General features: G+C 61.5%; 23 protein-coding genes, 1 tRNA gene and 1 pseudogene. 15 read left to right on the forward strand and 10 right to left on the reverse strand.

What is annotated here, in order from left to right; translation table 11 throughout:
- The first annotated feature begins 50 nt into the window (after positions 1–50).
- From JHW44_RS05790 to JHW44_RS05805, 4 genes are all read left to right on the forward strand, one after another.
- Positions 51–1,685, forward strand: a complete 1,635-nt coding sequence (locus tag JHW44_RS05790) for a L,D-transpeptidase family protein (protein ID WP_089342999.1) — start codon at positions 51–53, stop codon at positions 1,683–1,685.
- Positions 1,686–1,708: 23 nt separating this feature from the next.
- The gene (gene lpxD / locus JHW44_RS05795) at positions 1,709–2,812 is read left to right on the forward strand and encodes a UDP-3-O-(3-hydroxymyristoyl)glucosamine N-acyltransferase (protein WP_089342998.1); all 1,104 of its coding nucleotides are present in this window, start codon (positions 1,709–1,711) and stop codon (positions 2,810–2,812) included.
- A gap of 12 nt (positions 2,813–2,824) precedes the next feature.
- Positions 2,825–3,091 (forward strand): acyl carrier protein, encoded by a 267-nt coding sequence (locus tag JHW44_RS05800; protein WP_089342997.1) that lies wholly within the window; start codon positions 2,825–2,827, stop codon positions 3,089–3,091.
- Between the two features lie 107 nt (positions 3,092–3,198).
- Positions 3,199–4,407, forward strand: a complete 1,209-nt coding sequence (locus JHW44_RS05805) for a beta-ketoacyl-[acyl-carrier-protein] synthase family protein (RefSeq protein ID WP_089343276.1) — start codon at positions 3,199–3,201, stop codon at positions 4,405–4,407.
- An 84-nt stretch (positions 4,408–4,491) separates the two neighbouring features.
- On the opposite strand, the gene JHW44_RS05810 is transcribed toward JHW44_RS05805, so the two are convergent.
- Positions 4,492–5,235, reverse strand: a complete 744-nt coding sequence (locus tag JHW44_RS05810; RefSeq protein WP_089342996.1) for an invasion associated locus B family protein — start codon at positions 5,233–5,235, stop codon at positions 4,492–4,494.
- 534 nt (positions 5,236–5,769) lie between these two features.
- Between JHW44_RS05810 and JHW44_RS05815 the strand changes: the two genes are divergently transcribed.
- Entirely contained in the window at positions 5,770–7,335 is a 1,566-nt protein-coding gene (locus JHW44_RS05815; RefSeq protein ID WP_089342995.1) for a helicase HerA-like domain-containing protein, read from the forward strand.
- Here the strand turns inward: JHW44_RS05815 and JHW44_RS05820 are convergent.
- Entirely contained in the window at positions 7,298–7,690 is a 393-nt protein-coding gene (locus JHW44_RS05820; protein WP_179217630.1) for a DUF6477 family protein, read from the reverse strand. The two genes, JHW44_RS05815 and JHW44_RS05820, sit on opposite strands and share 38 nt — an antisense overlap.
- 213 nt (positions 7,691–7,903) lie before the next feature.
- Here JHW44_RS05820 and JHW44_RS05825 point away from each other — a divergent pair, with 213 nt between their 5' ends.
- Together JHW44_RS05825 and JHW44_RS05830 are read left to right on the forward strand one after the other, a co-directional pair.
- Positions 7,904–9,040, forward strand: a complete 1,137-nt coding sequence (locus tag JHW44_RS05825; protein WP_089342994.1) for a DUF6456 domain-containing protein — start codon at positions 7,904–7,906, stop codon at positions 9,038–9,040.
- A 63-nt stretch (positions 9,041–9,103) separates the two neighbouring features.
- Positions 9,104–10,018, forward strand: a complete 915-nt coding sequence (locus JHW44_RS05830) for a hydrogen peroxide-inducible genes activator (RefSeq protein WP_089342993.1) — start codon at positions 9,104–9,106, stop codon at positions 10,016–10,018.
- 56 nt (positions 10,019–10,074) lie between these two features.
- Here the strand turns inward: JHW44_RS05830 and JHW44_RS05835 are convergent, their stop codons facing one another.
- Positions 10,075–10,623, reverse strand: a complete 549-nt coding sequence (locus JHW44_RS05835; RefSeq protein ID WP_089342992.1) for a peroxiredoxin — start codon at positions 10,621–10,623, stop codon at positions 10,075–10,077.
- A 147-nt stretch (positions 10,624–10,770) separates the two neighbouring features.
- Between JHW44_RS05835 and lipA the strand changes: the two genes are divergently transcribed.
- Together lipA and JHW44_RS05845 are read left to right on the forward strand one after the other, a co-directional pair.
- Positions 10,771–11,730 (forward strand): lipoyl synthase, encoded by a 960-nt coding sequence (lipA, locus tag JHW44_RS05840; RefSeq protein WP_089342991.1) that lies wholly within the window; start codon positions 10,771–10,773, stop codon positions 11,728–11,730.
- 264 nt (positions 11,731–11,994) lie between these two features.
- Positions 11,995–12,078 (forward strand) — tRNA-Leu (locus JHW44_RS05845).
- A gap of 198 nt (positions 12,079–12,276) precedes the next feature.
- Here JHW44_RS05845 and JHW44_RS05850 read toward each other — a convergent pair.
- Positions 12,277–12,441: pseudogene (locus JHW44_RS05850) on the reverse strand (MFS transporter); the annotation flags it as partial.
- Between the two features lie 549 nt (positions 12,442–12,990).
- Between JHW44_RS05850 and JHW44_RS05855 the strand changes: the two are divergent.
- Positions 12,991–13,152 carry a hypothetical protein gene (locus JHW44_RS05855; protein ID WP_179217629.1) on the forward strand — a complete coding sequence of 54 codons (162 nt, stop codon included), beginning with the start codon at positions 12,991–12,993 and terminating at the stop codon, positions 13,150–13,152.
- A 220-nt stretch (positions 13,153–13,372) separates the two neighbouring features.
- On the opposite strand, the gene JHW44_RS05860 is transcribed toward JHW44_RS05855, so the two are convergent.
- From JHW44_RS05860 to JHW44_RS05885, 6 genes are all read right to left on the reverse strand, one after another.
- Positions 13,373–15,223 (reverse strand): ABC transporter ATP-binding protein, encoded by a 1,851-nt coding sequence (locus JHW44_RS05860; RefSeq protein WP_089342989.1) that lies wholly within the window; start codon positions 15,221–15,223, stop codon positions 13,373–13,375.
- 3 nt (positions 15,224–15,226) lie between these two features.
- Positions 15,227–16,255 (reverse strand): oligopeptide/dipeptide ABC transporter ATP-binding protein, encoded by a 1,029-nt coding sequence (locus JHW44_RS05865; protein ID WP_419182511.1) that lies wholly within the window; start codon positions 16,253–16,255, stop codon positions 15,227–15,229.
- Positions 16,248–17,351: an oligopeptide/dipeptide ABC transporter ATP-binding protein gene (locus JHW44_RS05870; protein ID WP_089342987.1), complete on the reverse strand. Its 1,104-nt coding sequence runs from the start codon at positions 17,349–17,351 to the stop codon at positions 16,248–16,250. The genes JHW44_RS05865 and JHW44_RS05870 overlap by 8 nt, the downstream gene beginning before the upstream one ends.
- Position 17,352: 1 nt before the next feature.
- Complete coding sequence (locus tag JHW44_RS05875) at positions 17,353–18,258, reverse strand: ABC transporter permease subunit (protein WP_245846814.1); 906 nt, start codon at positions 18,256–18,258, stop codon at positions 17,353–17,355.
- Positions 18,259–18,282: 24 nt separating this feature from the next.
- Positions 18,283–19,206 (reverse strand): oligopeptide ABC transporter permease OppB, encoded by a 924-nt coding sequence (oppB, locus tag JHW44_RS05880; RefSeq protein ID WP_089342985.1) that lies wholly within the window; start codon positions 19,204–19,206, stop codon positions 18,283–18,285.
- A 94-nt stretch (positions 19,207–19,300) separates the two neighbouring features.
- On the reverse strand, positions 19,301–20,902 hold the full coding sequence (locus JHW44_RS05885) for a peptide ABC transporter substrate-binding protein (protein ID WP_089342984.1): 1,602 nt from the start codon (positions 20,900–20,902) through the stop codon (positions 19,301–19,303).
- 131 nt (positions 20,903–21,033) lie between these two features.
- Here JHW44_RS05885 and cobU point away from each other — a divergent pair, with 131 nt between their 5' ends.
- From cobU to JHW44_RS05910, 5 genes are all read left to right on the forward strand, one after another.
- Positions 21,034–21,564 (forward strand): bifunctional adenosylcobinamide kinase/adenosylcobinamide-phosphate guanylyltransferase, encoded by a 531-nt coding sequence (cobU, locus tag JHW44_RS05890; protein ID WP_089342983.1) that lies wholly within the window; start codon positions 21,034–21,036, stop codon positions 21,562–21,564.
- Positions 21,551–22,504 (forward strand): nicotinate-nucleotide--dimethylbenzimidazole phosphoribosyltransferase, encoded by a 954-nt coding sequence (gene cobT, locus JHW44_RS05895; RefSeq protein ID WP_089342982.1) that lies wholly within the window; start codon positions 21,551–21,553, stop codon positions 22,502–22,504. Before cobU ends, cobT begins: the two co-directional genes overlap by 14 nt.
- Before the next feature lies 1 nt (position 22,505).
- On the forward strand, positions 22,506–23,219 hold the full coding sequence (locus JHW44_RS05900) for an adenosylcobinamide-GDP ribazoletransferase (protein WP_245846842.1): 714 nt from the start codon (positions 22,506–22,508) through the stop codon (positions 23,217–23,219).
- A 114-nt stretch (positions 23,220–23,333) separates the two neighbouring features.
- Positions 23,334–23,942: a TRAP transporter small permease subunit gene (locus JHW44_RS05905; RefSeq protein ID WP_089342980.1), complete on the forward strand. Its 609-nt coding sequence runs from the start codon at positions 23,334–23,336 to the stop codon at positions 23,940–23,942.
- Positions 23,939–25,765, forward strand: a complete 1,827-nt coding sequence (locus JHW44_RS05910) for a TRAP transporter large permease (RefSeq protein WP_089342979.1) — start codon at positions 23,939–23,941, stop codon at positions 25,763–25,765. The genes JHW44_RS05905 and JHW44_RS05910 overlap by 4 nt, the downstream gene beginning before the upstream one ends.
- Positions 25,766–25,777 lie beyond the last annotated feature (12 nt).

Genomic DNA, 25,777 nt, shown 5'->3' on the forward strand with positions numbered 1-25,777 from the left:
GCAGATGACCGTTCGATGTCAGGTGTGGGTTGTGTAGTGTTGAGGGTTTCATGTTGCGTTTTTCGGGATTTTTGGCCGCGTCATTGCTGTCGGTCCTTTGCTTGGCGGGGCCGATATCGGCGCAGACTGTCATTCAGATCGGGGCCGGTTCGGGCGCCTTGCTCGCCCCAAGGTTGAAATTCACCCGTGACGAGATGAAACTGGCCGAAGCTGTGGCCGCTCGACCGCATTTGGCGGCTTTCTATGGCGGCAATGGTCTGAAGCCGGTCTTTCAGGGCGAATCCGGCGAAAGATTGCGCAATGCTTTGGGCGAGGCTGTGTCGCAGGCCCCCCGGCATGGCCTGCCGCGATCACGATACCGTCCCGAGGCGCTGAAGGCGGCGACTGCCGGGCTTGAGGCCGAGTTGCTTCATGCCGAGGTTCTGGCCCGCTATCTTGAAGATATGACTGGCGGCGCGCTTGATCCGCAGGCGGTGTCGCGGCAGAACCATCGCAGGGTTGTCCGACCCGTGATCAGCGAGCTGATTGCGCAATTCGTGCAATCGGCCGACCCCCTTGCATTTCTTTTGCGGCAGGCTCCGCGGCATCCGGCCTATCTGGCCTTGCAGCAGGCGCTGAATGGTCCGGCAGATATCTCTGTGCCGGCGGATTTGCCGCGCGCTCCCGAAGCCGTCTGGCGCGTGGGGATGCGGGGGGCAGGGGTTCTGCCTTTGCGGGCACGTCTGGCCAGCATCGGTTTTGCGGCCGAAGGCGATGATCCGCTGGTCTATGATGCGGCGTTGTCGGCAGCGGTGGCGCGCTATCAATCGGCTGTCGGGCTGGCGGCGGACGGGATCGCCGGTCCCCGCACCATCCGCCATCTGAATGGTGACGTCGATGCCTCGGGGGATGGACGCAGCCGCAAGATCATCGCCGCGCTGGAGCGCATGCGCTGGATGGCCGGCGAGGATCTGGACAGCCGCCACGTCTGGGTGAATATCCCGGAATTCACCGCGCGCGTCATTGATGGCGGGACCGAGGTCTTCCGCACCCGGGTGGTTGTCGGCAAATCCGACGACGACATGCAGACCCCCGAATTTTCGGACCGGATGGAATATGTGGTCGTCAATCCGCGTTGGAATGTGCCCCGGTCCATAACCGTGCGCGAATATCTGCCGCGCCTGAAGGACAATCGGAACGCCCTGTCGCATCTGGATGTGGTGGACGGTCGCGGCAGGGTAATCCCGCGCGATCAGATTGATTTTTCACGCTATACGGCGGCAAATTTTCCCTATCGGATGCGCCAGCAGCCAGGCAACAGCAACGCCCTGGGTCTGGTGAAATTCATCTTCCCGAATCGCTGGAACATCTATCTGCATGACACGCCGAGCAAACATCTGTTCGGCAATCGCGTGCGCGCCTATTCGCATGGCTGTGTCAGGGTGGGTGATCCTTTCGATCTGGCCGAGACATTGCTTTCCGCGCAAAGCAGCAATCCGGGTGCGCTGTTTCGCCGGGCCCTGGACAGCGGTCAGGAAAAATGGCTGAAACTTACGCCCGAATTGCCGGTGCATCTGGTATATTTCACCGCCTATCCTGATGAGACGGGCCGGATTCGCTATTTTGACGACATATACGGGCGGGATGATGCGATCTTGCGCGGGCTGGATGCCATCGCACTGGATTCGGGGGCAGAAAGCGAATAAGTCGGCACTTGAAAGAGGGTGCGATGAAATCTGTGAATATCGGTGAATTGGCGAAGGCGCTGGATGCGCGCAGTTGGGGGGACACGAGCCTTCCGGTGACGGGCGCGGCCGAACCCGCCGCGACGGGTCCGGTCGGGCCTGAAGGCGGCGTCATCGCCATGGCCATGTCCCCGAAATATGCCGAGGCACTGAAGCCCGGCAGCATGGCCATTCTGGCCGAAGGCATGGACCCCGAAGCCTATGGACTGAAGGCGGCGATCTTTGCGCCCCGGCCAAGGTTGTTGATGGCAGGACTGACCCGGACCTTTGATCCGGGGCTGGATATCGCGCCCGGAATTCATCCCAGCGCGGTGGTCGATCCCTCGGCGCAGATCGGCGCGGATGTCGCCATTGGTCCGCTGGTGGTGATCGGCGCCAATGTCCGCATCGGTGCCGGATCACGGATTGCGGCCCATGTTTCGATCGGGCGCGACAGCGTTCTTGGAGAAAACTGCGTCATTCATCCGGGCGCGCGTATCGCCCATGGCGTGACGGCGGGCGACCGCTTCGTCATGCAGCCCGGGGCTTCGGTCGGGGGCGATGGTTTCTCGTTCGTCACCCCCGAGGAATCCGGGATCGAGGAAATCCGCCGCACCCTGGGCGCGCGCGCCGATATCCATGCCCAGCACTGGACCCGGATTCATTCCCTGGGTGGCGTCGAAATCGGGGATGACGTTGAAATGGGTGCGAATTCGACGGTTGACCGCGGCACCATCCGTTCCACGCGGGTCGGATCGGGAACCAAGATCGATAACCTTGTTCAGGTCGGGCATAATGTCGAGATCGGCAGCGATTGCCTGCTGTGCGGGCTGGTCGGTGTTGCCGGTTCGTCCAGAATCGGTGACCGTGTGGTGCTGGCCGGTCAGGTCGGTGTGTCCGACAATATTGTCATCGGCGATGATGTGATCGCCGGTGGCGCGACCAAGATCTTCAGCAGGGTGCCCGCAGGACGGGTCATCCTTGGCCATCCGGCCGTGAAGATGGAAACACAGATGGAAATCCAGAAAGCGATGCGTCGCTTGCCACGTTTTGCTCAACAGCTCGCCAAGCTTCAGGAAACTGTTACACGGCTGTTGGAAAAGGGCTGAACAGGAGGCCTCATGACCGACACGATCAAATCCAGAATCCGCGCCATCATCGCAGAACAGGCGATGCTGGAGCCTGACCAGATCAATGATGATGCGACCCCCGAGGATCTTGGCATCGACAGCCTTGGCCTTGTCGAATCGATCTTTGCACTGGAAGAGGAATTCGACATCACGATTCCCTTCAACGCCAATGAACCCGACAAGTCGGACTTCGACATTTCGAACATGGGAACGATCATCGCGGCGGTAGAACGCCTGGTGGCGCAGAAAGCTGCATGAGTTCAAAACAATCCAGCAAGAAGGCCTCGTCATCCGGGGAAGCTTCCGAAGGCAACGTGCCTGCTCCGGCGGTTGCCGGCTCTGTCGCGGGCGAAAGCTACAGGGGATTGCGTCGCGTCGTGATCACCGGCGCCGGCACGATCAATGCGCTTGGTCATGATGTCGAGACGACATTGAACGCATTTCGCGAAGGGCGCTGCGGGATCACGGCGCTGAATTTCCGAGATGTGGACCGGCTGTCCATCCAGATCGGTGCGCAGGTGCATGACTGGCGGCCCGAGGATTACTTCAACCGCCAGCAAATCCTGCTTTACGACAAATTCACCCAGTTCACGCTGCTGGCGGCCAAACAGGCCGTGGCGCAATCGGGGCTGAGCTTCGTTGGCGCGCTGGGGCTGCGCTCGGGTGTCATTCTGGGCACGGCGGGCGGTGGCCTGAATACCTGGGATGAAAATTATCGTGCCGTCTACGAAGAGGGCAAGAACCGCGTCCATCCCTTTGTCGTGCCCAAGTTGATGAACAATGCTGCAGCCAGCCATGTTTCGATGGAGTTCGGCCTGCGCGGTCCGGCATTCACGGTGGCGACGGCCTGTTCCAGTTCGAATCACGCAATGGGTCTGGCATTCCAGATGATCCGTTCGGGGGCTGCGCAGGTCATGCTGACCGGCGGTTCCGAGGCGATGCTGTGCTTTGGCGGCGTGAAGGCCTGGGAAGGGCTGCGCGTCATGTCCAAGGATGCCTGCCGCCCCTTCAGCGCCAATCGCAATGGCATGGTGCAGGGTGAAGGGGCCGGGGTCTTCGTCTTCGAGGATTACGAATCCGCTCGCGCCCGTGGCGCGGAAATTCTGGCGGAAGTCGTCGGCTTTGCGATGTCGTCGGATGCGCAGGACATCGTCATGCCTTCGGCGCAGGGGGCCGAACGTGCCATTACCGCCGCGATCGGCGATGCCGGTCTCAATCCCGAACAGATCGGCTATATCAATGCGCATGGCACCGGCACGGCAGCCAATGACAAGACCGAATGCGCGGCTGTGGCCCATGCCTTCGGACATCACGCCGACAGCCTGATGATTTCCTCGACGAAATCCATGCATGGGCATCTGATCGGGGGCACCGGCGCGGTCGAGCTGCTGGCCTGTATCATGGCGCTTCGCGACGGGGTGATTGCCCCGACGATCGGCTATCAGGAGCCTGACCCGGAATGCGGTCTGGACGTGGTGCCCAATGAGGCGCGGGATGCCAAGGTGGATGCGGTTCTGTCCAATGCCTTCGCCTTTGGCGGGCTGAATGCGGTGATTGCCCTGCAACGCGTATAGGGCGCAGGCCAGAGAACGGAAAAACGGCGCCCGATGGGGCGCCGTTTGCATTTTCAGGACAGTGTTTGCTGTCTACAGGACGAATTATTCCGCCGGTTTCTCGGCCGATGCTGCGGCGCTTGCCTGTTCGGCATAGTTCGACAATTCGTTGAAGGCAGCCGTGAAACCCGACAGGGACAGGTCAAGCTGGACCGGGTTCTTCGGATCGCCGCCAAAGGGCATCAGCGACAGCTTGGCCTTGTTGCCGCCCTTGAGCTTGGCCAGTTCCGGTTCGGCAAAACCGATGCGGGCCACGCATCCGACCGGAGCGCAGAAGCTGAAGGGATATTGCTGTGCCTTGCCGCTGTCGACCGCGAAGCCGAGCCCTCTGATCAGGTCGGTCTCCAGAGGCGCGATGATGGTTGCTCCGGCAGCCACATCGCTGTTCTTCAGCGGGATCAGCGTGATTTCAGCGACCGAGTTGCCCTCGCCATCTTTCATCAGCTGATACAATTCGCAGGGATCCTGCCCCTGGGCGGCACGGATGCACCGCAGCATCCAGTCCGTATGGGTGGATTTGACGTAATAGCTGCCGACCTGCGGCTCGTCCGAAGCTGCCTCGGCCACTTCGCCTTCGTCGGGCGTTGCTTCGTCGGGCGCCATTTTGGCTGCAAGAGCCTCGGCCAGTTCTGCAGCCTCGGGCCGAGCGGTCGGGGCCTGATCGCCTGCTGGCTGCTGGGCAACGGCGCCGTTGTCTTCTGCGGCGTCAGTCGTGCTGTCCTGGGCGAAGGCCGGAGCCGCAACAAGAGCCAGCGCTGCCAGCAATGTATGCGAGGGTTTGATCGGCATGTCTATGTCTTCCCTTTGCTCGATAGTCCCTGTCCGCCTAGCATGTCTGCAATGCTTTGTCAGTGCACAACGACGACGACCGGGATCACCAAGGATTGAGGGCCGGATTGGCTTTCATGAGGACCGTCGCCGAAATTTCATCCCGCTCTCTTGCGCAATGACAAGGTGATCCCCAATTGGCCGGAACAGCGGCATGCTCTGGGGAAGAGAACCGGGACCGTGACGCATCACGCCATGAAAAGGGCCGCGGTTTTCCCGCGGCCCCGACGCTAAGGCGCCCTCTCCCTGCCGGACTGGCCGGTCGTCATTGTGTGCACGCTAGTCGTGCCGCCGTGATCCGTCAACAGGCTATACAGACAGGTTTTGCCATAAAAATGCCGCGCCCCGGGGCGCGGCAGTCAGGCAGGGAGGATGTTCGGTGCGTGCACAGGCTGCCGAACGATTCCCATGCTGGCACAGGGCGGTTAAATTTGTATTGTCTTGCTGCGCCCTGTTGGCGCAACAAAACGACATTTGCGATTGGAGGCCTTGGCTATGGCGACTGTGCTGAATGAGAGCGACGGCACGATTTTCGTGGGGGGTGCCGGTCAGGATTACCAGGTGCCACAATCGCTGCTGCTGAAATATGCCAATCGTCACGGCATGATCGCCGGGGCGACGGGTACGGGCAAGACCGTCACGTTGCAGACGCTTGCCGAAAGCCTGTCGCTGGCGGGGGTGCCGGTCTTCCTGTCCGATGTCAAAGGTGATCTGGCCGGCTTGTCGCAGGCCGGCAGCGATCAGGCCAAACTGCATGAGCCATTCCGGAAACGCGCGGATCAGATCGGGCTGACATTGGATTATCAGGCTTTTCCCGTGACCTTCTGGGATGTCTGGGGCGAGCAGGGTCATCCGGTGCGCACGACCCCGGCTGAAATGGGGCCGCTGCTGCTGTCGCGTCTGCTGGGGCTGACCGATGCGCAGGAAGGTGTGATGAATATCGCCTTTCGCGTTGCCGATGAACAGGGTCTTGCGCTGCTGGATCTGGACGATCTTCAGGCTATGCTGGTCTGGGTCGGGCAGAATGCCAGGGAACTGTCGCTGGAATATGGCAATGTCAGTTCGGCCAGTGTGGGTGCCATTCAGCGCGCCTTGCTGGTTCTGGAAAATCAGGGTGGTGCGCATCTGTTCGGGGAACCCGCGCTGGATCTGTCGGACATGCTGGGGCAGGACGCATCCGGACGGGGGATGATCAATATCCTGGCCGCCGACCGGCTGATGAATTCGCCCCGTCTCTATGCGACCTTTCTGCTGTGGTTGCTGTCCGAACTTTTCGAGCAACTGCCCGAGGTTGGTGATCCCGAGCGTCCGAAGATCGCCTTCTTTTTCGATGAATCGCATCTGCTGTTTGACGATGCGCCCAAGGCGCTGATCGACAAGGTGGAACAGGTCGCCCGTCTGATCCGGTCGAAAGGTGTCAGCGTCTGGTTCATCAGCCAGAATCCCGCCGATATTCCCGAAGACATTCTTGGCCAGCTTGGCAATCGGGTTCAGCATGCGCTGCGCGCCTTTACCGCCAAGGATCAGAAGGCATTGCGACTGGCGGCCGAGAATTACCGTCCCAATCCGGAATTCGACATTGCCGAGGCCATTCAGAGTGTCGGCACTGGCGAGGCCGTGACATCGCTGCTTGAAGCCAAGGGCATTCCAGGTATCGCCCAACGTTGCCTGATCCGCCCGCCCTTCAGCCGTCTGGGGCCGGTGGAGGACGCCGAGCGCGCACAGATCATGCAGGACTCTCCGTTGCGGGAAAAATACACGGCACGTCTGGAGCGCGAGTCAGCCAAGGAACTGTTGCAGAAACGCGCCGAGGCCGCCGCTGCAGAGGTTGCCACCGAGAAGCCGTCGTCGAAGGATGATGATCTGTTCGACATGGCGCGCCCCGAATACAAGAATGCCCGCCGTTACGAGCCAAGGCAGGAAGCCAGGCCACGCAGCCGGTCATCGCGCAGCGACAGCGTGGCCGAGACATTTGCCAAGAGCCTGGCGCGGCAACTGGGCACCAAATCGGGGCAGGCGTTGGTCAGAGGCGTGCTTGGATCTCTGTTTCGCGGGCGCTAGGCCGCATTATCTTTGCTGCCGGGTTTGACCGTTTGTCCTTTGCCGCCCGCGCCGGGTTCTGATCGGCTGCGGCGCGCATCTCTGCCAGGATTGCGATCATCATCAGCACGTGGCGCTGCATGTCATAGCCGGACGCCTTTTTCAGACGCAGATCGTTCATGAGGGCTTCCTGTGCGCGCAGCCGGGGCAGGGCCAGTCCCGCAGGCGGGCAACTGTCCTGATGCAGCAGTCGCGGCAGATCGCGGTTGCGTTTCCAGCCCGCCTGGCCTGCGCGTGCGGCGCGTATCAGTGTTGCTGGTCGGCGTAGCGGGGCCGGGTCCGAATGCGTGCGGAATGCGATTACATTGCTGGTCATGGGCAATCTCCTCTGAACGGTTCCGCACAGGTTCACACAACCTTAACGAGTGTTGCCAAATGGTTGAGTGCACCGTTCGCACCGGCAATGAATCGTTAAAGTTTGTTAGGGAATGTTGATGCGGAGGGCAGGGAAATCGCTGCTTTCAGACACAAATAATGCAACCCAAAGCAGTGCGCGGCCGCATTGCTTCAGGATGACAAAGGATCTGACATGACCGTATTCACCGGTGATTTCACCATCGCGGCGGGCGGCGCCGACCACCGATCCGAGATCGCCAGCGTGATCGCGACACGAACCGATCTTCCCGAGGACGCCAAGCTGTATCTGCGCCATGTCGAAGACGGGGTCTCGATCCGCGCTCTGGCGCGCGAGGCGGGCTGCCACGCCTCGACGATCTTGCGCCGCATTCGCCGGTTCGAGGCCCGGCGCGACGATCCCCTGGTGGACCGCGCCCTTTCGTCATGCGGCAAGCGACTTGGCAAGGATGACAGGGCTGCGCTGCGGGTGCTGCGCCGGCTGGCCGAACCGGGGGCGGTCATGGCCTCGGCCGAAGGAATGGACAAGGCCATCGTGACCCGTGACGACATCAGAACGGCGGTTCTGGATCGCACGCTGGCGGAAAGCCTGGCGTTGCGGGGCTGGGTCATGATGAATGCCGCCGGCGCGCGGATCCAGCGCTACGTGATCACCGCTGCCGGTCGCGAGGCCCTGCGCAAGATGCTGGCAGGCAAGGGGCAGGGGGCAGCCATGCCCGGTCCTGAAAATTTTGCCGATGCCACGCCTGTTGATCTGCCCTTGGGGCAGGGAATGGCCGAAGCTGGCAGCCCATTCGATCATGCCGAACGGCACCGCGTCTGGGAAAGCCGCAGGATTAGGGACCCCGAGAACGGCAAGCGGCGCAGCGTCCGGGTCAATATTGCCGAAAGCCCCCTGTTGCTGCTGGCGCGTCGGCGCGATCAGAATGGCCAGCCATTCCTGACCCCCGGCATGGTCGCGGCGGGGGAACGGCTGCGCGAGGATTTCGAACTGGCCCAGATGGGGCCGCGCGTGACCCAGAACTGGGCGGGTTTCATGACGGCGGGGGTCGATGTCTCGCATGGTGGCGGTGGCACGCGCGGCGGCTCGGAAACGGCCCGTGATCGGGTTGCGGCCGCGCTGCGTGAACTTGGTCCCGGTCTGGGTGACATCGTGTTGCGGGTCTGCTGTTTCCTGGAAGGGCTTGCCGCGACCGAGAAACGTCTGGGCTGGTCGGCCCGCTCGGGCAAGATCGTCCTGCGTCTGGCACTGATGCGGCTGGAACGACACTATGAGGAAACCTATGGTCGCGGGTCGCGCCTGATCGGCTAGCCTTGTCAATGGGGCGGGCATCGGGCAGATCTGGTCGGACCGTCACCCCTGATTGCTGAACTGATGAATATCACCCTGCGCCAGCTGCGCTATTTCCTTGCCCTTGCCGAACATGGTCATTTCACCCGCGCGGCTGAAATGTCGCATGTGACGCAACCGGCCCTGTCGATGCAGATCAAGGCTCTGGAAGAGGCGGCAGGGGCCAGCCTGGTCGAACGGACCTCGACAGGAGTCGTTCTGACGCCGCGTGGCCGGCAGGTGCTGGCGGATGCAAAGCGCGTCATGGCCGCCATGTCGGGGCTGGAGCAGGGGCTGCGACAGCCGGGGCGGGGCGGACGCCTGACTCTGGGCATGATCCCGACCGTGGCGCCCTATCTGTTGCCGCAGGCCTTGCCGGTGCTGCGCGCCCGTGACATCGGGCGCGATCTGCACGTCCGTGAGGCCCAGACGGATCGTCTGCTGGACGAACTGGAAAACGGGCAGCTTGATGCCGCCGTCGTGGCCACCCCACCGGATCGCGACAGCCTGACCGGAACCCCTCTGTTTACGGATTGTTTCATGCTGGCCGGCAGCGCCGAGCGGATTACCCAGTTCCAGAAGGATCACGGCCCGCTGCGCCCCGAGGATTTGGATCCGGGGCAGCTCTTGCTGCTGGACGAAGGGCATTGCCTTGGCGATCAGGCACTGGAAGTCTGCGGAATCGGCCGTCACCACAGCCGGCTGGATCTGGGCGCGGCCTCTCTGGCGACGCTGTGTCGGCTGGCAGCGCAGGGGATGGGGCTGACCTTCCTGCCCGAAATTGCCCGGACGCAAGAAATGGCGGCGGCGCCGGGGCTGGCCGCGATCCGTTTCCCCGACCCGCAGCCCTGCCGCCAGGTGCTGTTGATGCGGCGTATCACGACGGTCACCGATGGCTGGTTCGATGATCTGGCGCAGACGCTGAAAGAGGCGGGTCAGGCGCTGCTTGCCTCAGGGTGAAGGAAAAACGGGGCCGCACATGCGACCCCGTCCGTTCCGTCGGTGAAAGGTTCCGCTCAGGCAGGTTCGGAAACCTTGGCCTTTTGCAGATATGCCATCACCGTTTCGGGCGAGGATTCGCCATAGGGATCCTCGGGGTGGTTGTCTGCGCGGCCGGGCTCTTCGAACCAGGCTTCGACGACGCCGTCATTGATGACGGCGGCATAGCGCCAGCTGCGGGCGCCAAAGCCCAGATTGTCCTTGCGCACCAGCATGCCGGCCTTTTCGGTGAACTCGCCCGAACCATCGGGGATGACCGTCACGTTTTTCAGGCCCTGAGCCTTGGCCCATTGGTTCATGACAAAGCTGTCATTGACCGACATGCAGTAGATTGCGTCGATGCCCAGATCGCGCATTTCGTCAAAAGCCTTTTCAAAGCCCGGCAACTGATAGGTCGAGCAGGTCGGCGTGAACGCCCCCGGCAAGGAGAACAGCACCACGCGCTTGCCTTTGAAATAGTCGTCCGAGGTCAGCGTTTCCCAGCGGTACGGATTCGGTCCACCGACCGATTCATCGCGTACGCGGGTCTGAAAGCTGACTTGAGGAACTTTGCTACCGATATCCATGGATCTTTCCTTTCAGCACGATTCTGCCTCCTCCCGTATCCCGTGCCGCGTCGCGGCAACCGGGATATGCACCTGCAGCATGGACGGCAGCGTTGATCAAGCCCCCTTAAGTCGTTAAGCAGAAAAAAACGCATCGAAAGATTGCTCATGACCGATCAGACAAGCTCTCAGCCGCCGCGCCTGCGGCACCCTGAAAAGGCCCATCGCGCCGACCAGGCACAGCCGCGCAAGCCAGACTGGATCCGCGTCAAGGCGCCGACCTCCGAGGGCTACAAGCAGACCCGTGATATCCTGCGCGAGAACCGGCTTTCGACGGTCTGCGAAGAGGCCGGTTGCCCCAATGTCGGCGAATGCTGGAGCCAGGGCCACGCAACCATGATGATCATGGGCGAAATCTGCACCCGCGGCTGTTCCTTCTGCAATGTCATTACCGGCCGGCCCGATACGCTGGATGCCTTTGAACCGGGCCGGGTGGCCCATGCGGTGCAGAAGCTGGGACTGAAACATGTGGTCATCACCTCGGTGGACCGCGACGACCTCGACGATGGCGGGGCCGAGCATTTCGCCCAGACCATTCGCGCCATCCGGCACCGTTCGCCCAATTCGACGATCGAGGTGCTGACGCCGGACTTTCTGAAGTCCAAGCCCGGTTCCCTGGAAACCGTGGTCGAGGCGCGCCCTGATGTCTTCAACCACAATCTTGAAACGGTGCCAGGGCTCTATCCCACGGTGCGGCCCGGTGCGCGTTATTTCCATTCACTGCGTCTGCTGCAGCGGGTCAAGGAGCTGGATCCGACGATGTTCACCAAATCCGGCATCATGGTCGGCCTGGGCGAGGATCGGCAGGGTGTGCTGCAGGTAATGGATGACATGCGCGCCGCCGATGTCGATTTCATGACCATCGGGCAATATCTGCAGCCGACACCGAAACATCACCGCCTGGATCGCTTCGTCACGCCCGAGGAATTCGCCAGCTATGAAAAGGCGGCCTATGGCAAGGGCTTCCTGATGGTCTCGGCCACGCCACTGACGCGATCTTCCTATCATGCCGGCGACGATTTCGCGCGTCTGCGCAGCGCCCGGCTGAAAAAACTGGGCCTCGCCTGAGGTGCCGTTGCGCCGCCGGGCATGGCGGCGCAGCATATGAACAGACAGACGCTCCGCCGATGCAACCGCGCCGGCGGAGCGTTGGTTTTCCGCGTTCGCTTTGGGCGGCGAATGCGCATTCCTGCTGCAAATCCCTACGTGGATTCGGAAGATCGTGGTGACGGCCGGCAACGCCGGTGCCGAACGTCAACGCGGCGGGAATGTTGCGAAACGCTCTTGCCAAATGTTTTGGCTGATGGTTAAAGCCAACGCAGGCAATGGTTTGCCCGAGTGGCGGAATGGTAGACGCAGCGGATTCAAAATCCGCCGCCGCAAGGCATGCCGGTTCGAGTCCGGCCTCGGGTACCATTTTCCTTTCAGCAAGCTGACGAAAAATCCGTTCTCTGGCGCTTGAAGCGAAATCTGCGGCATTCCACGGGCTTTTATCTGTCCTCACCGTCCAACACTGTCCGTTCCGTCATCACATATATGGCGCGAGACAGCGATTTGCGCGGTTTCGGAAACAGATCAGCATGCCGGTGCCCTGTCTGGTGATTGCCAGGAAGTGGGCTGGACCGACAGCAAGATCGGCGCGAAGGAAATCGAGACGAGAATGGATGCCCCGATAAACAGCGCGGCGTTGCCAGCGTCACCCAGCGCAAGCAGACCCTGCGCCCCGATGATGCCAAGGGTTTGCGCAAGCATATGGGCCGAGAGCATTTTGCCGCGGTTCCCATGTCGAAGGCCATATTCCTGAAACACAAGACATCGCGATGCTGCCGGAATCATTGCTGCAGCGCCGCATGTGCCGCGAATAGCGACATTGCATCAGATGACTGTCAAGATATCTGCCTGGCTCAGCAAGAGTCGGCCCGCCAGTCGCATTCACGCTGCCGAAGCAAGATGAAGAGAACAACCGGCGACAAAACTCGTAACATGAAACACACGCCGTCCGGTTGTTATGTCTCTTATGCCGCAAGCTGCCCCATGGGTCACTCTGTCCTTAAGGATAGGTTAGCCTGGGTCGCATGTTCTTGCTTTGTGAATGCATCATGAAAGGGATCATCTGGCACCGAACCGACCGGTGACATCGGGCCGGAGCGCCTGATCGCGACTGTTGCCATTTGCTGGCCCTGGCTGACGGCGCAGCGGCGTGTGGCAGGCCTTGGTCGGAATAAAAATAAAAAAGCGATATAAAAAACAAGTTTAAACATCTACTTATCGGAAATATCAATCGAGAGTTTCTTGATTCCGTTTCGCAGTTTTTCAAAGGATGTGGTCATGCCGACCATCGAACAAACCATTTACGTGACCAAGGAAATGCTCGGCTATATCGGGAACCAGCCGACCAATCCTCCGGGGATCAACCCGGGTGACGAGGGGTTTGGGCTGTATGCGCCCGATCCGCATCAGGGCCGGAGCATTGGGGGCGGGAATCCATAGATGCGGCTGCGCGGGCGGAGATTTTCGAGATTTTCCCTGAACTGAAGGAACGGGATTTTCGGCCCGTTCCAGCGCGCACCCCTGTTGCGGGTCGCATGGCCCGGAAAATGGTGAAGCGACACATCGCGAACGATGTGAAACTGGTTGCTGCCTGACGCTGAGGCCGTCCCCGGATACCGCCGCGTCTTCCATATGACAGAAGGCGCGGCGGGCAGGGTGGCTAGCGATAGCCTTGCGCCTGCAGTTCGAACAGCTCGCGATAGCGACCATTGGCGGCGATCAGCTCTTCATGGGTGCCGCTTGCTTCGACCTTGCCGTTCTCCAGGACGATGATCCGATTCGCCATGCGCACGCTGCTGAAACGATGCGAGATCAGCAGGGCGGTTCGTGTCGAGGAAAGTTCCTTGAAACGCTGGAAAACCTCGAATTCGGCGCGGGCATCAAGGGCGGCGGTGGGCTCGTCCAGAACCAGAACCTGTGCGTCGCGCATATAGGCCCGTGCTATGGCCAGCTTTTGCCATTCACCGCCAGACAGCTCGACCCCGCGGGCAAAACGTTTGCCGACCATCTGGTCATATCCGTTCGGCAGTCTTGCGATGACCTGATCGGCAAGGGAACGGCGGGCGGCGGCTTCGATGCGAAGGCGGTCGTCGTGTTTCTCGATGCGGCCCGTGGCGATATTGTCCGCGGCGGTCATCGCATAGCGGACAAAGTCCTGGAAGATGACGCCGATGGCCGCGCGCAGCTGGTCCAGATCATAGTCGCGCAGGTCATGGCCATCCAGAAGGATGCGCCCTTCGGTGGGTTCATACAGTCGCGCCAGCAGCTTGACGATGGTTGTCTTGCCAGCCCCGTTTTCCCCGACCAGTGCAACCGTTTCATGCGCCCGCAGATGGAACGACAGGCCGCGAACCGCCCAACGTTCGGACCCCGGATAGCGAAAGCCGACATTCTCGAAGGTGATGCCCTGCGAGATGGGGATTGGCACGTCCAGCGGCTTTGCAGAGGAAGCAATCGCGGGTTCCTCTTCGAGAAAGCGATAGAGATCGTCCAGATAGAGGGCCTGAGATGCCATGTTGCTGAAAGATCCCAGCATGCTTTCGATCAACCCGCGCAGGCGCAGGAAGCTGCCCGACAGGAAGGCCAGATCACCCAGGGACAACTGCCCGGTCAGCGTATTGCCGATGATCCACAGATAGGCACCGTAATAGCACAGTGTGCCAATCCCGGTCAGCAGGGACAGCACGACCATCTGCCTGCGACTGATCGCACGGTTCTCGGCAAGGAAACGTTCGGCCAGATCAAGATAGCGGTCACGCAGAAAGCGGTTCAATCCGAAGATCTTGACCTCTTTTGCGGTTTCCGCGGTGGCCCCGATCATGCGCAGATAATCACGCTGGCGGCGCTCGGGCGCGCGACGCCAGTTCATCTCATACAGCGCGGCATTGAAATGCATCTGCCCGATCAGGGTCGGGACCAGCGCAACGGCCAGAAGCAGCACCAGCCAGGGATTATAGGCGATCAGCCCGGCACCAAAGCTGACCACGGTGATGCTGTCCTGCAATTGCTGCATGATCTGACCGACCAGTGGAATCCGCCCCATCGTCTGGCGGCGGGCGCGATCGAGCCGGTCCTGAAATCCGGCGTCCTCGAAACTGGACAGATCCAGATCGGCGGCATGATCCATCAACCGGATCGACAGCGATATGATCAGCTTTTCCTGCAGCAAGCTGTCGGTATAGCTGACCAATCTGCCAAGGACATCCGAGGCCAGCGCCACGATCAGTTCGGCCGAAATCAGCCATATGAGATGATCGGCCAGTCCCGAGTGCCACCATGCGGTCAGGCTGTCGGGATGCTGCGCCAGCGCCAGCAGGCGCACCACCTCGTCGATGACCAGCTTGCCGATCCACAGCATTGCCACCGGCAGCAGCGCCCGCGACAGGCGCAACACCACCATGGCCATGGTGAGAGAAGGGCTTGCCGCCCAGACCATGGCCAGAAAGGGCGGCAGATTCGCCAGCGCCGCCCAACGTGCAGCAAAGCTGGTGGGGGCGTCGGGCCGTGCCATATGTCAGGCTGCCTCGGCAGCGCGGGCGCGGGCGATTTCCTCGTCGGTCAGCGGGCCGGGGAAATGGCAGGCGCACTTGTGATCGCCGTCGCCGCCCAGAACCGGCACCTCTGCCGCGCATCGAGGCTGGGCGCGCGGGCAGCGGGTACGAAAGACACATCCCGAGGGCGGGCTCATCGGCGAAGGCAGATCCCCGCTGAGCGGCACGACGCTTGTCGCCGGATCATGCTGCGGATCGGGGACGGGAACGGCCGACAGCAGCGCCTGTGTATAGGGGTGCTGTGGCGCGGCATAGAGATCGTCGGATGATGCGATCTCCATCACCTTGCCCAGATACAGCACCATCACCCGATCGCTGATATGTTTGACCACGGACAGGTCATGGGCAATGAAGACCAGCGCCAGCCCAAGTTCGCGCTGCAGACGGATCAGCAGATTGATGACCTGAGCCTGAATCGAGACATCCAGCGCCGAAACCGGCTCGTCGCAGATGATCAGCTTTGGCTCCACGATCAGCGCGCGGGCAATGCCGATGCGCTGGCACTGGCCGCCACTGAATTCATGGGGATAGCGGTTGATCTGATTGGGCAGCAGGCCGACCTTGCCCATCATCGCCTTGACGCGTTCCTTGACCTCGGCAGAGGAGAGGCCCGGATGATGGGTCTTCAGTGGCTCGGCAATGATCTGCCCCACGGTCATGCGCGGATTCAGACTGGCCAGAGGGTCCTGAAAGACCATCTGGATGTCGCTGCGATAGCGCATCATCTGTCGTGGCGACAGGCCAAGCAGATCCTTGCCATCGATCCATTCGGCGCGCCCGGTGGCCGGGGCCAGCCCGATCAGGGCCCGTGCCAGCGTGGATTTGCCGCATCCCGATTCCCCAACGACGCCCAGGGTTTCGCCGGGGTTGAGGGTGAAATCGATGCCATTGACCGCATGAAGCGGGCGCGGGCTGGTCCAGGGAAGATCGCCTTGCGAACGGATTTGAAAGGTCACGCGCAGATCATGCACGTCAAGCAGGGGCTTACTCATGGTCATCCACCTTGCCGGGGGTTGCGGCCATGGCTGCCCCGGCGACGGCGGCGCGGGGCATGGCCTGTTGGGGTTGCGGCGCCGGCATCGTGCCATCGTCATCGGGCAGGGGCGCGGTTTCGCGCCGGGCAAGGACATCCTCCAGCGGGGCAAAACAGGCGCGGGCGCGTCCGGGTGCAAATTGCTCCAGCGGCGGGGGCAGGGTGGCACATTCCTCGCGCCGATAGGGGCAGCGCGGCTCGAATGCACATCCCGCGGGCGGGCGTGTCATATTGGGGGGAGAGCCAGGGATAGCGGCCAGTTCCTCGCCCTTCTGGTCGATGCGGGGAATGGCGTGCAGCAGTCCCTGCGTATAGGGGTGCGCGGGTTCGGAAAACAGCGTTCCGACCGGCCCTTCTTCGCGGATGCGCCCGCCATACATGACGGCGACGCGTTCGCATGATCCGGCGACCACGCCCAGATCATGGGTGATCAGGATCATCGCCATGCCGAAGTCGCGCTGCAGATCCGCCAGCAGGGTCATGATCTGGGCCTGAACGGTCACATCCAGCGCGGTTGTCGGTTCATCGGCGATCAGCAATTGCGGGTGACACAGCAGCGCCATGGCGATCATGACCCGCTGGCGCATCCCGCCGCTGAACTCATGCGGATACAGCCGCACCCGGCGCTTGGCATCGGGGATCTTGACCGCGTCCAGCATCTGCACCGATTCCGCCACGGCCTGCCGTTTCGAGATGCCCTTGTGCAGGGTCAGAACCTCGGCCATCTGGTCGGCGACCCGCATATAGGGGTTCAGCGAGGTCATCGGGTCCTGGAAGATCATGGCGATCTTTTCGGCACGAATGCGGTTCAGCACCCTGGGCGGGGCGTTCAATATCTCTTCACCGTCCAGACGCACGCTGCCCAGTGCCCGGCCATTTCTGGCCAACAGCCCCATCAGCGCAAAGGACAGCTGGGATTTGCCGCTGCCGGATTCTCCGACGATGCCAAGCGTTTCACCGGCCTCGACCGAAAGCGTGACCTGATTGACGGCCTGAACCTCGCCATCATTGGTGGCAAAACGGACCGAAAGATTGTCGATTTCAAGCAAGGCCATGTCAGCGGTCCTTCGGATCAAGGGCGTCACGCAGGCCATCGCCCACGAAGAAAAAGCCGAACAGCGTGATGACAAAGAAGAACAGCGGGAAGGCAAGCTGCCACAGCGTGCCGTAATTCATTGTGCCCGCGCCTTCGGAAATCAGCGCCCCCCATGAGGTCAGGGGTTCCTGCACGCCAAGACCAAGAAAGCTGATGAAGCTTTCGGTCAGGATCATCAGTGGCACCAGCAGCGTGGCATAGACGGCGACCACGCCCAGAAGATTGGGCACGATATGACGCAGGATGATCTTCCACGAAGGTACGCCGGTGGCGCGCGCGGCCTCGATGAACTCGCGGTTCTTCAGCGACAGGGTCTGGCCGCGGACGATTCGCGACATGTCCAGCCACGAGATCAGCCCGATGCCCAGGAACAGCATCGCGATCGACCGCCCGAACATCACCAGCAGCAGGATCAGCACGAACATGTAGGGGATCGACATCAGGATATCGACCGCCCGCATCATCAGCTGATCGGTGCGCCCGCCGACATAGCCCGCCGTCGCGCCGTAAAGCGTGCCGACGATCACCGCGATGGCGGCGCCGACAATGCCGACCATCAGGCTGATCTGCGTGCCCTGCACGGTGCGGGCAAAGAGATCGCGGCCCAGATCATCAGTGCCGAAATAATGGCCGTTTTCCAGCGAGGGTGCGCCAAGGGTTGCGACCTGGCCCATCACGGTAAAGTCCAGCTCTTCGTTCGACCATGCCGCGAACTGATTGCCCAGCAAGGCAAACAGCGCCACAAGGATCAGAATGACCAGCCCGGTCATGGCCGCCTTGTTGCGCAGAAAGCGCTTGCGCGCATCGGCCCAGGGGCTGCGGCCCTTGACCTCGTCCTCGGCCATGCGCGCGGCCAGAGACCGCATTTTTTCCTGTTCGATGACCATGGGTCAATACCTGATCTTCGGGTCGATCCACGCATAGAGGATATCGACGATAAGATTGAAAAGAATGGTCAGCGCCCCGACAAGGATCGTCACCCCCATCATCACCGCATAGTCGCGGTTCAGCGCGCTATCCACAAAGGCCTTGCCGATGCCGCCGGTCGAAAAATAGATGTCGATCACCACCGAACCGGTGATCATCGACACGAAAACCGGTCCCAGATAGCTGATCACCGGCAGCATGGCGGGTTTCAATGCATGACGCAGGATGACGCGATATTCGGGCATCCCCTTGGCGCGGGCGGTGCGGATGTGGTTGCTGCCCAGAACCTCGAGCATGGCAGAGCGGGTGATGCGCGCGATCGAGGCCATATAGCTGGTCGCCAGGGCGATCACCGGCATGATCCAGAACGAGGGGTCGGTAAAGCTCCACCCGCCGCCGGGCAGGATACGATACCAGAGCGTGAAGATCAGCACCAGGATCGGCGCCATGACGAAATTCGGCAGGACCTGCGCACCGATCGAGATGCCCACCGCCAGATAATCCAGCCAGGTGTTGTGCCAGATGGCCGCAACGACACCCAGCGCCACCCCCAGGACCACTGCCGCGATGAAGGACAGGGTTCCATAGGTCAGGGTCACGGGAAAGCCGGCGGCGATCAGCTCGTTCACGGTCCGGTCGGGATAGACGAAACTGGGGCCAAAGTCGAAATGCACGACAATGCCATAGATGTAATTGATGATCTGGCGCCACAGGGGTTCATCCAACCCGTATTTGGCGTTCAGATTGGCGATCACCTGTGGGGGCAATGCGCGTTCCTGCGTGAATGGCCCGCCCGGGGCCAGATGCATCAGGACGAAGGAAAAGACGATCAGCAGCAACAGCGTCGGTATCGCCACCGCCAGTCGTCGCATGACATATGCGAACATCGCGTGCAGCCTCCCTGCGAAGGAAAGGTCGGAATTGAGAAAAGCAGCCGGAAGGGGATCACCCCTTCCGGCATCCTGGGTTCTTTAACTGTCGTCAGTCTGCCAGACGATACAGATCTTTTGCATACCACGTATTCAGGACGTTCTCGGTGGGAAGTCCCTTGATATGGGGGTTGATCATGTCGACCTTGGCATAGTGGTAGACAAAGGCCGCCGGAACTTCCTCGGCCAGGATTTCCTCGGCGCGCGTGTAAAGCGGGGTCGTGTCATCCGCCGTCTTGGAATCGGCCATCAGCTTGTCATATTCGGCGTTCGACCATTTGCCGCTGTTATAGCCATCGGTGCGGAACCAGTCGAGGAAGGTCGATGCCTCGTTGTAATCGCCGCACCAGGCATAGCGCGCGATGTCGAAATCCTGATTCTGCATGCGGTCGGTATGCACCTTCCATTCGACATTGTTCAGCGTGACATTGACGCCAAGCGGTTTCCAGAACTGCTGCGCGGCAATGGCCAGCTTCTTGTGGCTTTCATCGGTGTTGTATTGCAGCGTCACCTCGACCGGATTGTCCGGCCCGTATCCGGCCTCGGTCAGCAGTTCCTTGGCGCGGGCAGTCTTTTCCTCCTGACTCAGCGTGGCCAGTTCGGTTTCGGGTTGCTCGAAGCCTTCGATGGCCCAATGGGTCCAGGTGGTGGCGGGCTTCTGGCCGCCCTGCAGCACGTTGTTGACGATGATGTCGCGGTTCAGCGCCAGTGACAGCGCCTTGCGCACGCGGACATCCTTCAGCGCCTCGGGGCCCTTGTCTGAAAGATTGTAGACATAGGCATATGAGCAGGCATAGGGGATCGACACGGCCTCGTCGGGATATTCCTCTTTGAGGCGCGGATATTGTCCGGCAGGGATCTGCACGCGGTCCAGCTCTCCTGCCTGATAGCGGGTCAGGGCGACATTGTTGTCATTGACGGTGACGCCTCTGACGGTTTCCATCAGCACATTGTCGGCATCCCAGTATCCGGGGTTCTTCGTCAGCGTGATGTCGACGCCCAGATTGTGGCTGGCCAGCGTGAAGGCACCATTGCCCACCAGCTTGCCCGGCTGGGTCCATGCGTCCCCCTCGGCCTCGATGACCTGTTGCGGCACGGGAAAGGTCGTCGGATGCGACAGCGTCTTGACGAAATAGGGCGTCGGCGTGGTCAGCGTGACTTCCAGTGTCCTGTCGTCGATCGCCTTGATGCCCAGTTCTTCGGGCGCAAGCTCGCCCTTGACGATTTCGGTGGCGTTCACCACGTTCATCAACTCGATGAACCATGCGTATTCCGAGGCGGTTTCGGGGTTCACGACGCGGCGCCAGGCATAGACGAAATCGCCGGCGGTCACGGGATCGCCATTGGACCATTTGGCGTCGCGCAGGTGAAAGGTATAGGTCAGCTTGTCGTCGCTGATGTCATAGCTTTCGGCGACTCCGGGGATCATAGCACCCCTGGCGTCCTCGTTCATCAGCCCCTCGAACAGTGAGCGCAGCACGTCCGAGCCCTCGACATCGGTGTTCTTGGCCGGGTCCAGCGATTTGATCGCGTCCAGCAGCCAGAAGGTATAGGTCTGGTTCTCGGCCAGCGTTTCGCCTTCTGCGGGCTGCACGGCATAGGCCGGCAGGGCAAGCGCCGCGACCAATGCCGTCGTTGCGAACAGCTTTGTCATGAAAACCTCCTCGGGGTTGTGGGATGTAGCCGGTCCTTTTCCGGAATGCACAAAGATTAATCAAACAGTTGGGATGGTAAAGCCGATTTGCGGCTTCCATCCGCGCGAGCGCTGTGGAACAGATATGGCCCATGACGGAATCTGGACGGATCATACTTGTGACCGGGGGCGCACGGTCGGGAAAATCGGCCTTGGCCGAGCGGCTTGTGGCGCGCTATTCCCGGCCTTGGACCTATATCGCCACCGCCGAGCCGCGCGATGATGAGATGCGTGAAAGAATCCATGCACATCAATATCGTAGGGGCGATTCCTGGTCGTGTATCGAAGAGCCGACGGACCTGTGCCGGGCGTTGCGGGGATCGGATGGCAAAGGGGTGCGGCTGGTCGATTGCCTGACCCTCTGGCTGGCGAATTGCCAAGGTGCAGCGGATATCCGCGAATTGGTCACGACGTTGCGTCAGCAGTCCTGTCCCGTTGTCCTTGTCACCAATGAGCTGGGGCAGGGGATCGTGCCTGACAATGCCATGGCGCGGGCCTTTCGCGACCAGCATGGCTGGATGAATCAGGCGGTGGCCGAAATAGCGCATGAGGTGTGGATGGCGGTCAGCGGCCAGCCTCTTCGGCTGAAGCCCATGCGGGAGAATATCGATGAAGAAATTTGATCAAGCCAGCGCGCAGGCAGCCCGTGCAAGGCAGGACAGCCTGACCAAACCTCGGGGGGCGCTGGGGCGTCTGGAGGAACTGGCGATATTCCTGGCCGGATGGCAGGGGCGGGTGAGCCCGCGGCTGGACCAGGTGCAGGCGCTGATCTTTGCAGGCAATCATGGGGTCATGGCGCAGGGGGTCAGCCCCTTTCCGACCTCGGTTACCGCACAGATGGTGCAGAATTTCCGCAATGGTGGCGCGGCGATCAACCAGATTTGCGCAGCCGCCGGGGCCGATCTGACGGTGATGCCGCTGGAACTTGACCGAGCCACGGGCGATTTTACACAGGGCAACGCCATGAGCGCGCAGGAGGTTCACGAAGCCATGGCCTGCGGTGCTGATGCTGTCAGCCCCGATAGCGACCTGATCCTGCTTGGTGAAATGGGCATCGGCAATTCGACGGTCGCAGCCGCGCTGGCGGCATCTGTCTTTGGCGGCGAGGCCGGGGATTGGGTCGGGCCCGGTGCCGGTGCTGCCGGAGAGATGCTGGCCCGCAAACGTCGCGTGGTGGCCGAGGGGCTGGCCCGCCACAAGCCTGACACTGCCCGCGAAACGCTGGCGGCTTTCGGCGGGCGCGAACAGGCAGCGATCTGTGGGGCTGTCCTGAGGGCGCGGGAACTGGGTATCCCGGTTCTTCTGGACGGGTTCATCTGCTCGGCGGCGGCTGCTGTCCTGACGCGTGACGACCCCGAGGCATTGTCGCATTGCCTGCTGGGCCATGAAAGCGCCGAGCCCGGCTATCAGCGCCTGATGGCGGGGCTGAAAATGCGCCCGATCCTGTCGCTGGACATGCGTCTGGGCGAGGGAAGCGGTGCAGCCATGGCGCTGATGATCCTGCGCGGCGCATTGTCATGTCACAACGGGATGGCGACCTTCGCCGAGGCCGGCATTGGCTAGGGTGCAGCAATTCCTGCTGGCGACGGTCTTTCTGACCCGTCTGCCGCTGGGGCGGTTCCTGCCTGCACGAGAATTGGCGCTGCTCGACAGTGTCTGGGCCTTTCCGCTTGTCGGAGGGCTGATCGGCCTTTTGGCGGGGTTGCCGCTGATGTTCGACGGTCCACCCCTTCTGCTGGCGGCCCTGTCGCTGGCCCTGTCGGTTCTGCTGACCGGGGCCCTGCATGAGGACGGTCTGGCTGATTTCGCAGATTCTGCCGGTGGAAAGGATCGCGACGGCCGTCTGGAGATCATGCGCGATTCGCGGATTGGCAGTTATGGTGTCATGGCATTGATCCTGTCATCGGGGCTGCGTCTTGCCGCGCTGGCGGCCATCGCCGGTCCCATGCCGCTGATTGCTGCGGCGGTTTGCGGGCGTGCGGCCGTGGTTATCACCATGGCATCTCTTCTGCCTGCACGTGAGGACGGTCTGGGCCGTGGCGCCGGACGGCCCGGCTGGCGCGTGGTGATCTTGTCATTTGCCTTCGCGCTGGTCGCCTTGCTGATGGTCGGAGATGGCGCGATACTGGCCATGCTTGCCGGGCTTGCCATGTTGAGCGGGGTCATCCGTCAGGCGCGGATCAGATTGGGCGGTCAGACCGGTGACGTGCTGGGCTCTGTCTCGGTTCTGGTCGAGACGACGGTCCTTTGTGTCTTTGCCCTTGTGTCAGGCAGTTAGGACAGGGCTGATTTTCTTGACCGGTATCGCCGCTTCGCGCATAGCTGGGAACTTCAGACGTTCCGCCGGCACAGGCGGTCTGCGGAGGCGGAGAAAGACCGAGGGAGGTTGACTATGGAAGGGCTGCTTGCCCTGTCACGCGGGATTGACCGCGTTAACACATTGATCGGTCGCAATGCGTCCTGGCTGATCCTGCTGGCCGTCTTTGTCAGTGCCATCAATGCGATCATTCGCAAGATGTTCAGTATTTCATCCAACGCATGGCTGGAGCTGCAATGGTATCTCTATGGCGGTGCCTTCATGCTGGCCGCAGCTTATACATTGCTGGAAAACGAACATATCCGCATCGACATCATCTATGGCCGCTGGTCGCGACGCACGCAGCACTGGATCGACCTGCTGGGAACGGTGTTTTTCCTGATTCCCTTCGTATTGCTGATGGTCTGGCTGGTCTTTCCTTCGATGATGACATCGCTGCGCACACATGAAATCTCGATGAATGCGGGCGGATTGCTGATCTGGCCCGCCAAGGCGATCCTGCTGGTGGGCTTCTGCCTGCTGCTGGTGCAGGGGATTTCGGAAGTGATCAAGAAGATCGCTGTCATGACCGGGCGGATCGAGGATGTTCATGCGCCCTTTTCGTCGCATGAGGCCGCGATCCGAGAAGCTGGCGTGATGGTCATTGAAGACGACGACCCGGCTGGCGGAAAGGATCGCGCGTGATCGACATTATTGCCCACAACCTTGCGCCCATCATGTTCTTGTCGATGGTCGCCTTTCTGCTGATCGGCTATCCGATCGCCTTTGCATTGGCCGCCAACGGCCTGCTGTTCTTTTTCATCGGCGTATTCCTGACCCCCTATAGCGATCAGGTCAATCTTGGCTGGAACCTGTTGGGGGCCTTGCGGGATCGGGTTTTCGGGGTAATGCGCAACGATACCTTGCTGGCCATCCCCTTCTTTACCTTCATGGGGATCGTGCTGGAACGATCGCGCATGGCCGAGGATCTGCTGGACACGATTGGCCAGCTCTTTGGTCCGGTGCGCGGCGGGCTGGCCTTTGCGGTGATCCTTGTCGGGGCCCTGCTGGCGGCGACCACGGGCGTTGTGGCGGCCTCGGTCATCTCGATGGGGCTGATCTCGCTGCCGATCATGATGCGCTATGGATATGACAAGCGCCTGTCCTGCGGCGTGATCGCCGCATCGGGGACATTGGCCCAGATCCTGCCGCCCTCTCTGGTGCTGATCGTCCTGGCGGATCAGTTGGGGCGCTCGGTCGGTGACATGTACAAGGCGGCGATGGTGCCGGCCCTGGCACTGACGGGAATATATATTGTCTATGCGGCCGTCCTGTCCTTCATTCGCCCGTCGTCGATGCCGGCGCTGCCCCCCGAGGCGCGCCAGCTTGGCAATGGTGGCTGGTCGCTGATCCTGTCCTTTGCGGCGGCGATTGGCCTGTATTTCCTGGCGGCTCATGTGTTGCGGCCCCATGCGGGCGCAGATGCGGGCATCTGGGGTGCCACGGTTGCGGTGGGTGCGTTGTTCCTGCTGGCCATCGTGGACCGTGCGCTGGGAACGGGCCTGCTGTCGCCCATGGCGCGAGAGGTCATCCTGGTGATGATCCCGCCGCTGGCGCTGGTCTTTCTGGTGCTGGGCACGATCTTCCTTGGCATTGCGACCCCGACCGAGGGGGGCGCGATGGGCGCAGTCGGGGCGCTGGTGCTGGCCTGGATGAAGAAGCGGCTCAGCTATGGTGTCATCAATCAGGCGCTGCTGGCGACGGCACGGCTGTCATCCTTCGTGATGTTCATCCTGATTGGCGCAACGGTGTTTTCGCTGACCTATTACTCGATCAACGGCCATATCTGGGTCAAGGATCTGCTGACGGCCCTGCCGGGTGGCAGATACGGCTTCCTGATCGCGACCTGCGGCATCATCTTTTTCCTGGCCTTCTTCCTCGACTTTTTCGAACTGGCCTTCGTCATCGTGCCGCTGCTGATCCCGGCTGCGAACGCGCTGGAAATCGATCTGGTCTGGTTCGGGGTCATTCTTGCGGTGACAATGCAGACATCGTTCCTGACGCCGCCGGTGGGTTTTGCGTTGTTCTATCTGCGATCCGTGGCGCCACAAAAGCCATACAAGGACAAGATCACCGGTCTGGAAATGGATGCGATCACCACCGCGCAGATCTATCGCGGGACGATCCCCTTCGTGATCCTGCAGGTGCTGATGATCGCCATGGTCATCATCTTCCCCCGAATGGTCATGCATTACAAAGGTCCGATCGTGGACACATCCGACATCAAGATCGAGATACCATCTGGCGGCCTTGGTTCGGGCGGTGCGTCAGGTGGTTTCGGCAGCCTTGGCGGTCTGGGCGGCTCGCCCTTCGGCGGCTCATCGGACGAGGGCGGTCCTGGCGGGCTGGATGGCGCTCCTGATTTCGGGGGTGGCACGGATGGCGCGGATGAGGCTGCAAGGCCCGATGGGGGGCTGGGCAGCGGCATGGGCTTCGGTTCGCCACCGCCCGGGTTGGGGGACAATTAGGCTGTCTGGCCG

The sequence above is a fragment of the Paracoccus seriniphilus genome (assembly GCF_028553745.1).
Taxonomy (GTDB): domain Bacteria; phylum Pseudomonadota; class Alphaproteobacteria; order Rhodobacterales; family Rhodobacteraceae; genus Paracoccus; species Paracoccus seriniphilus.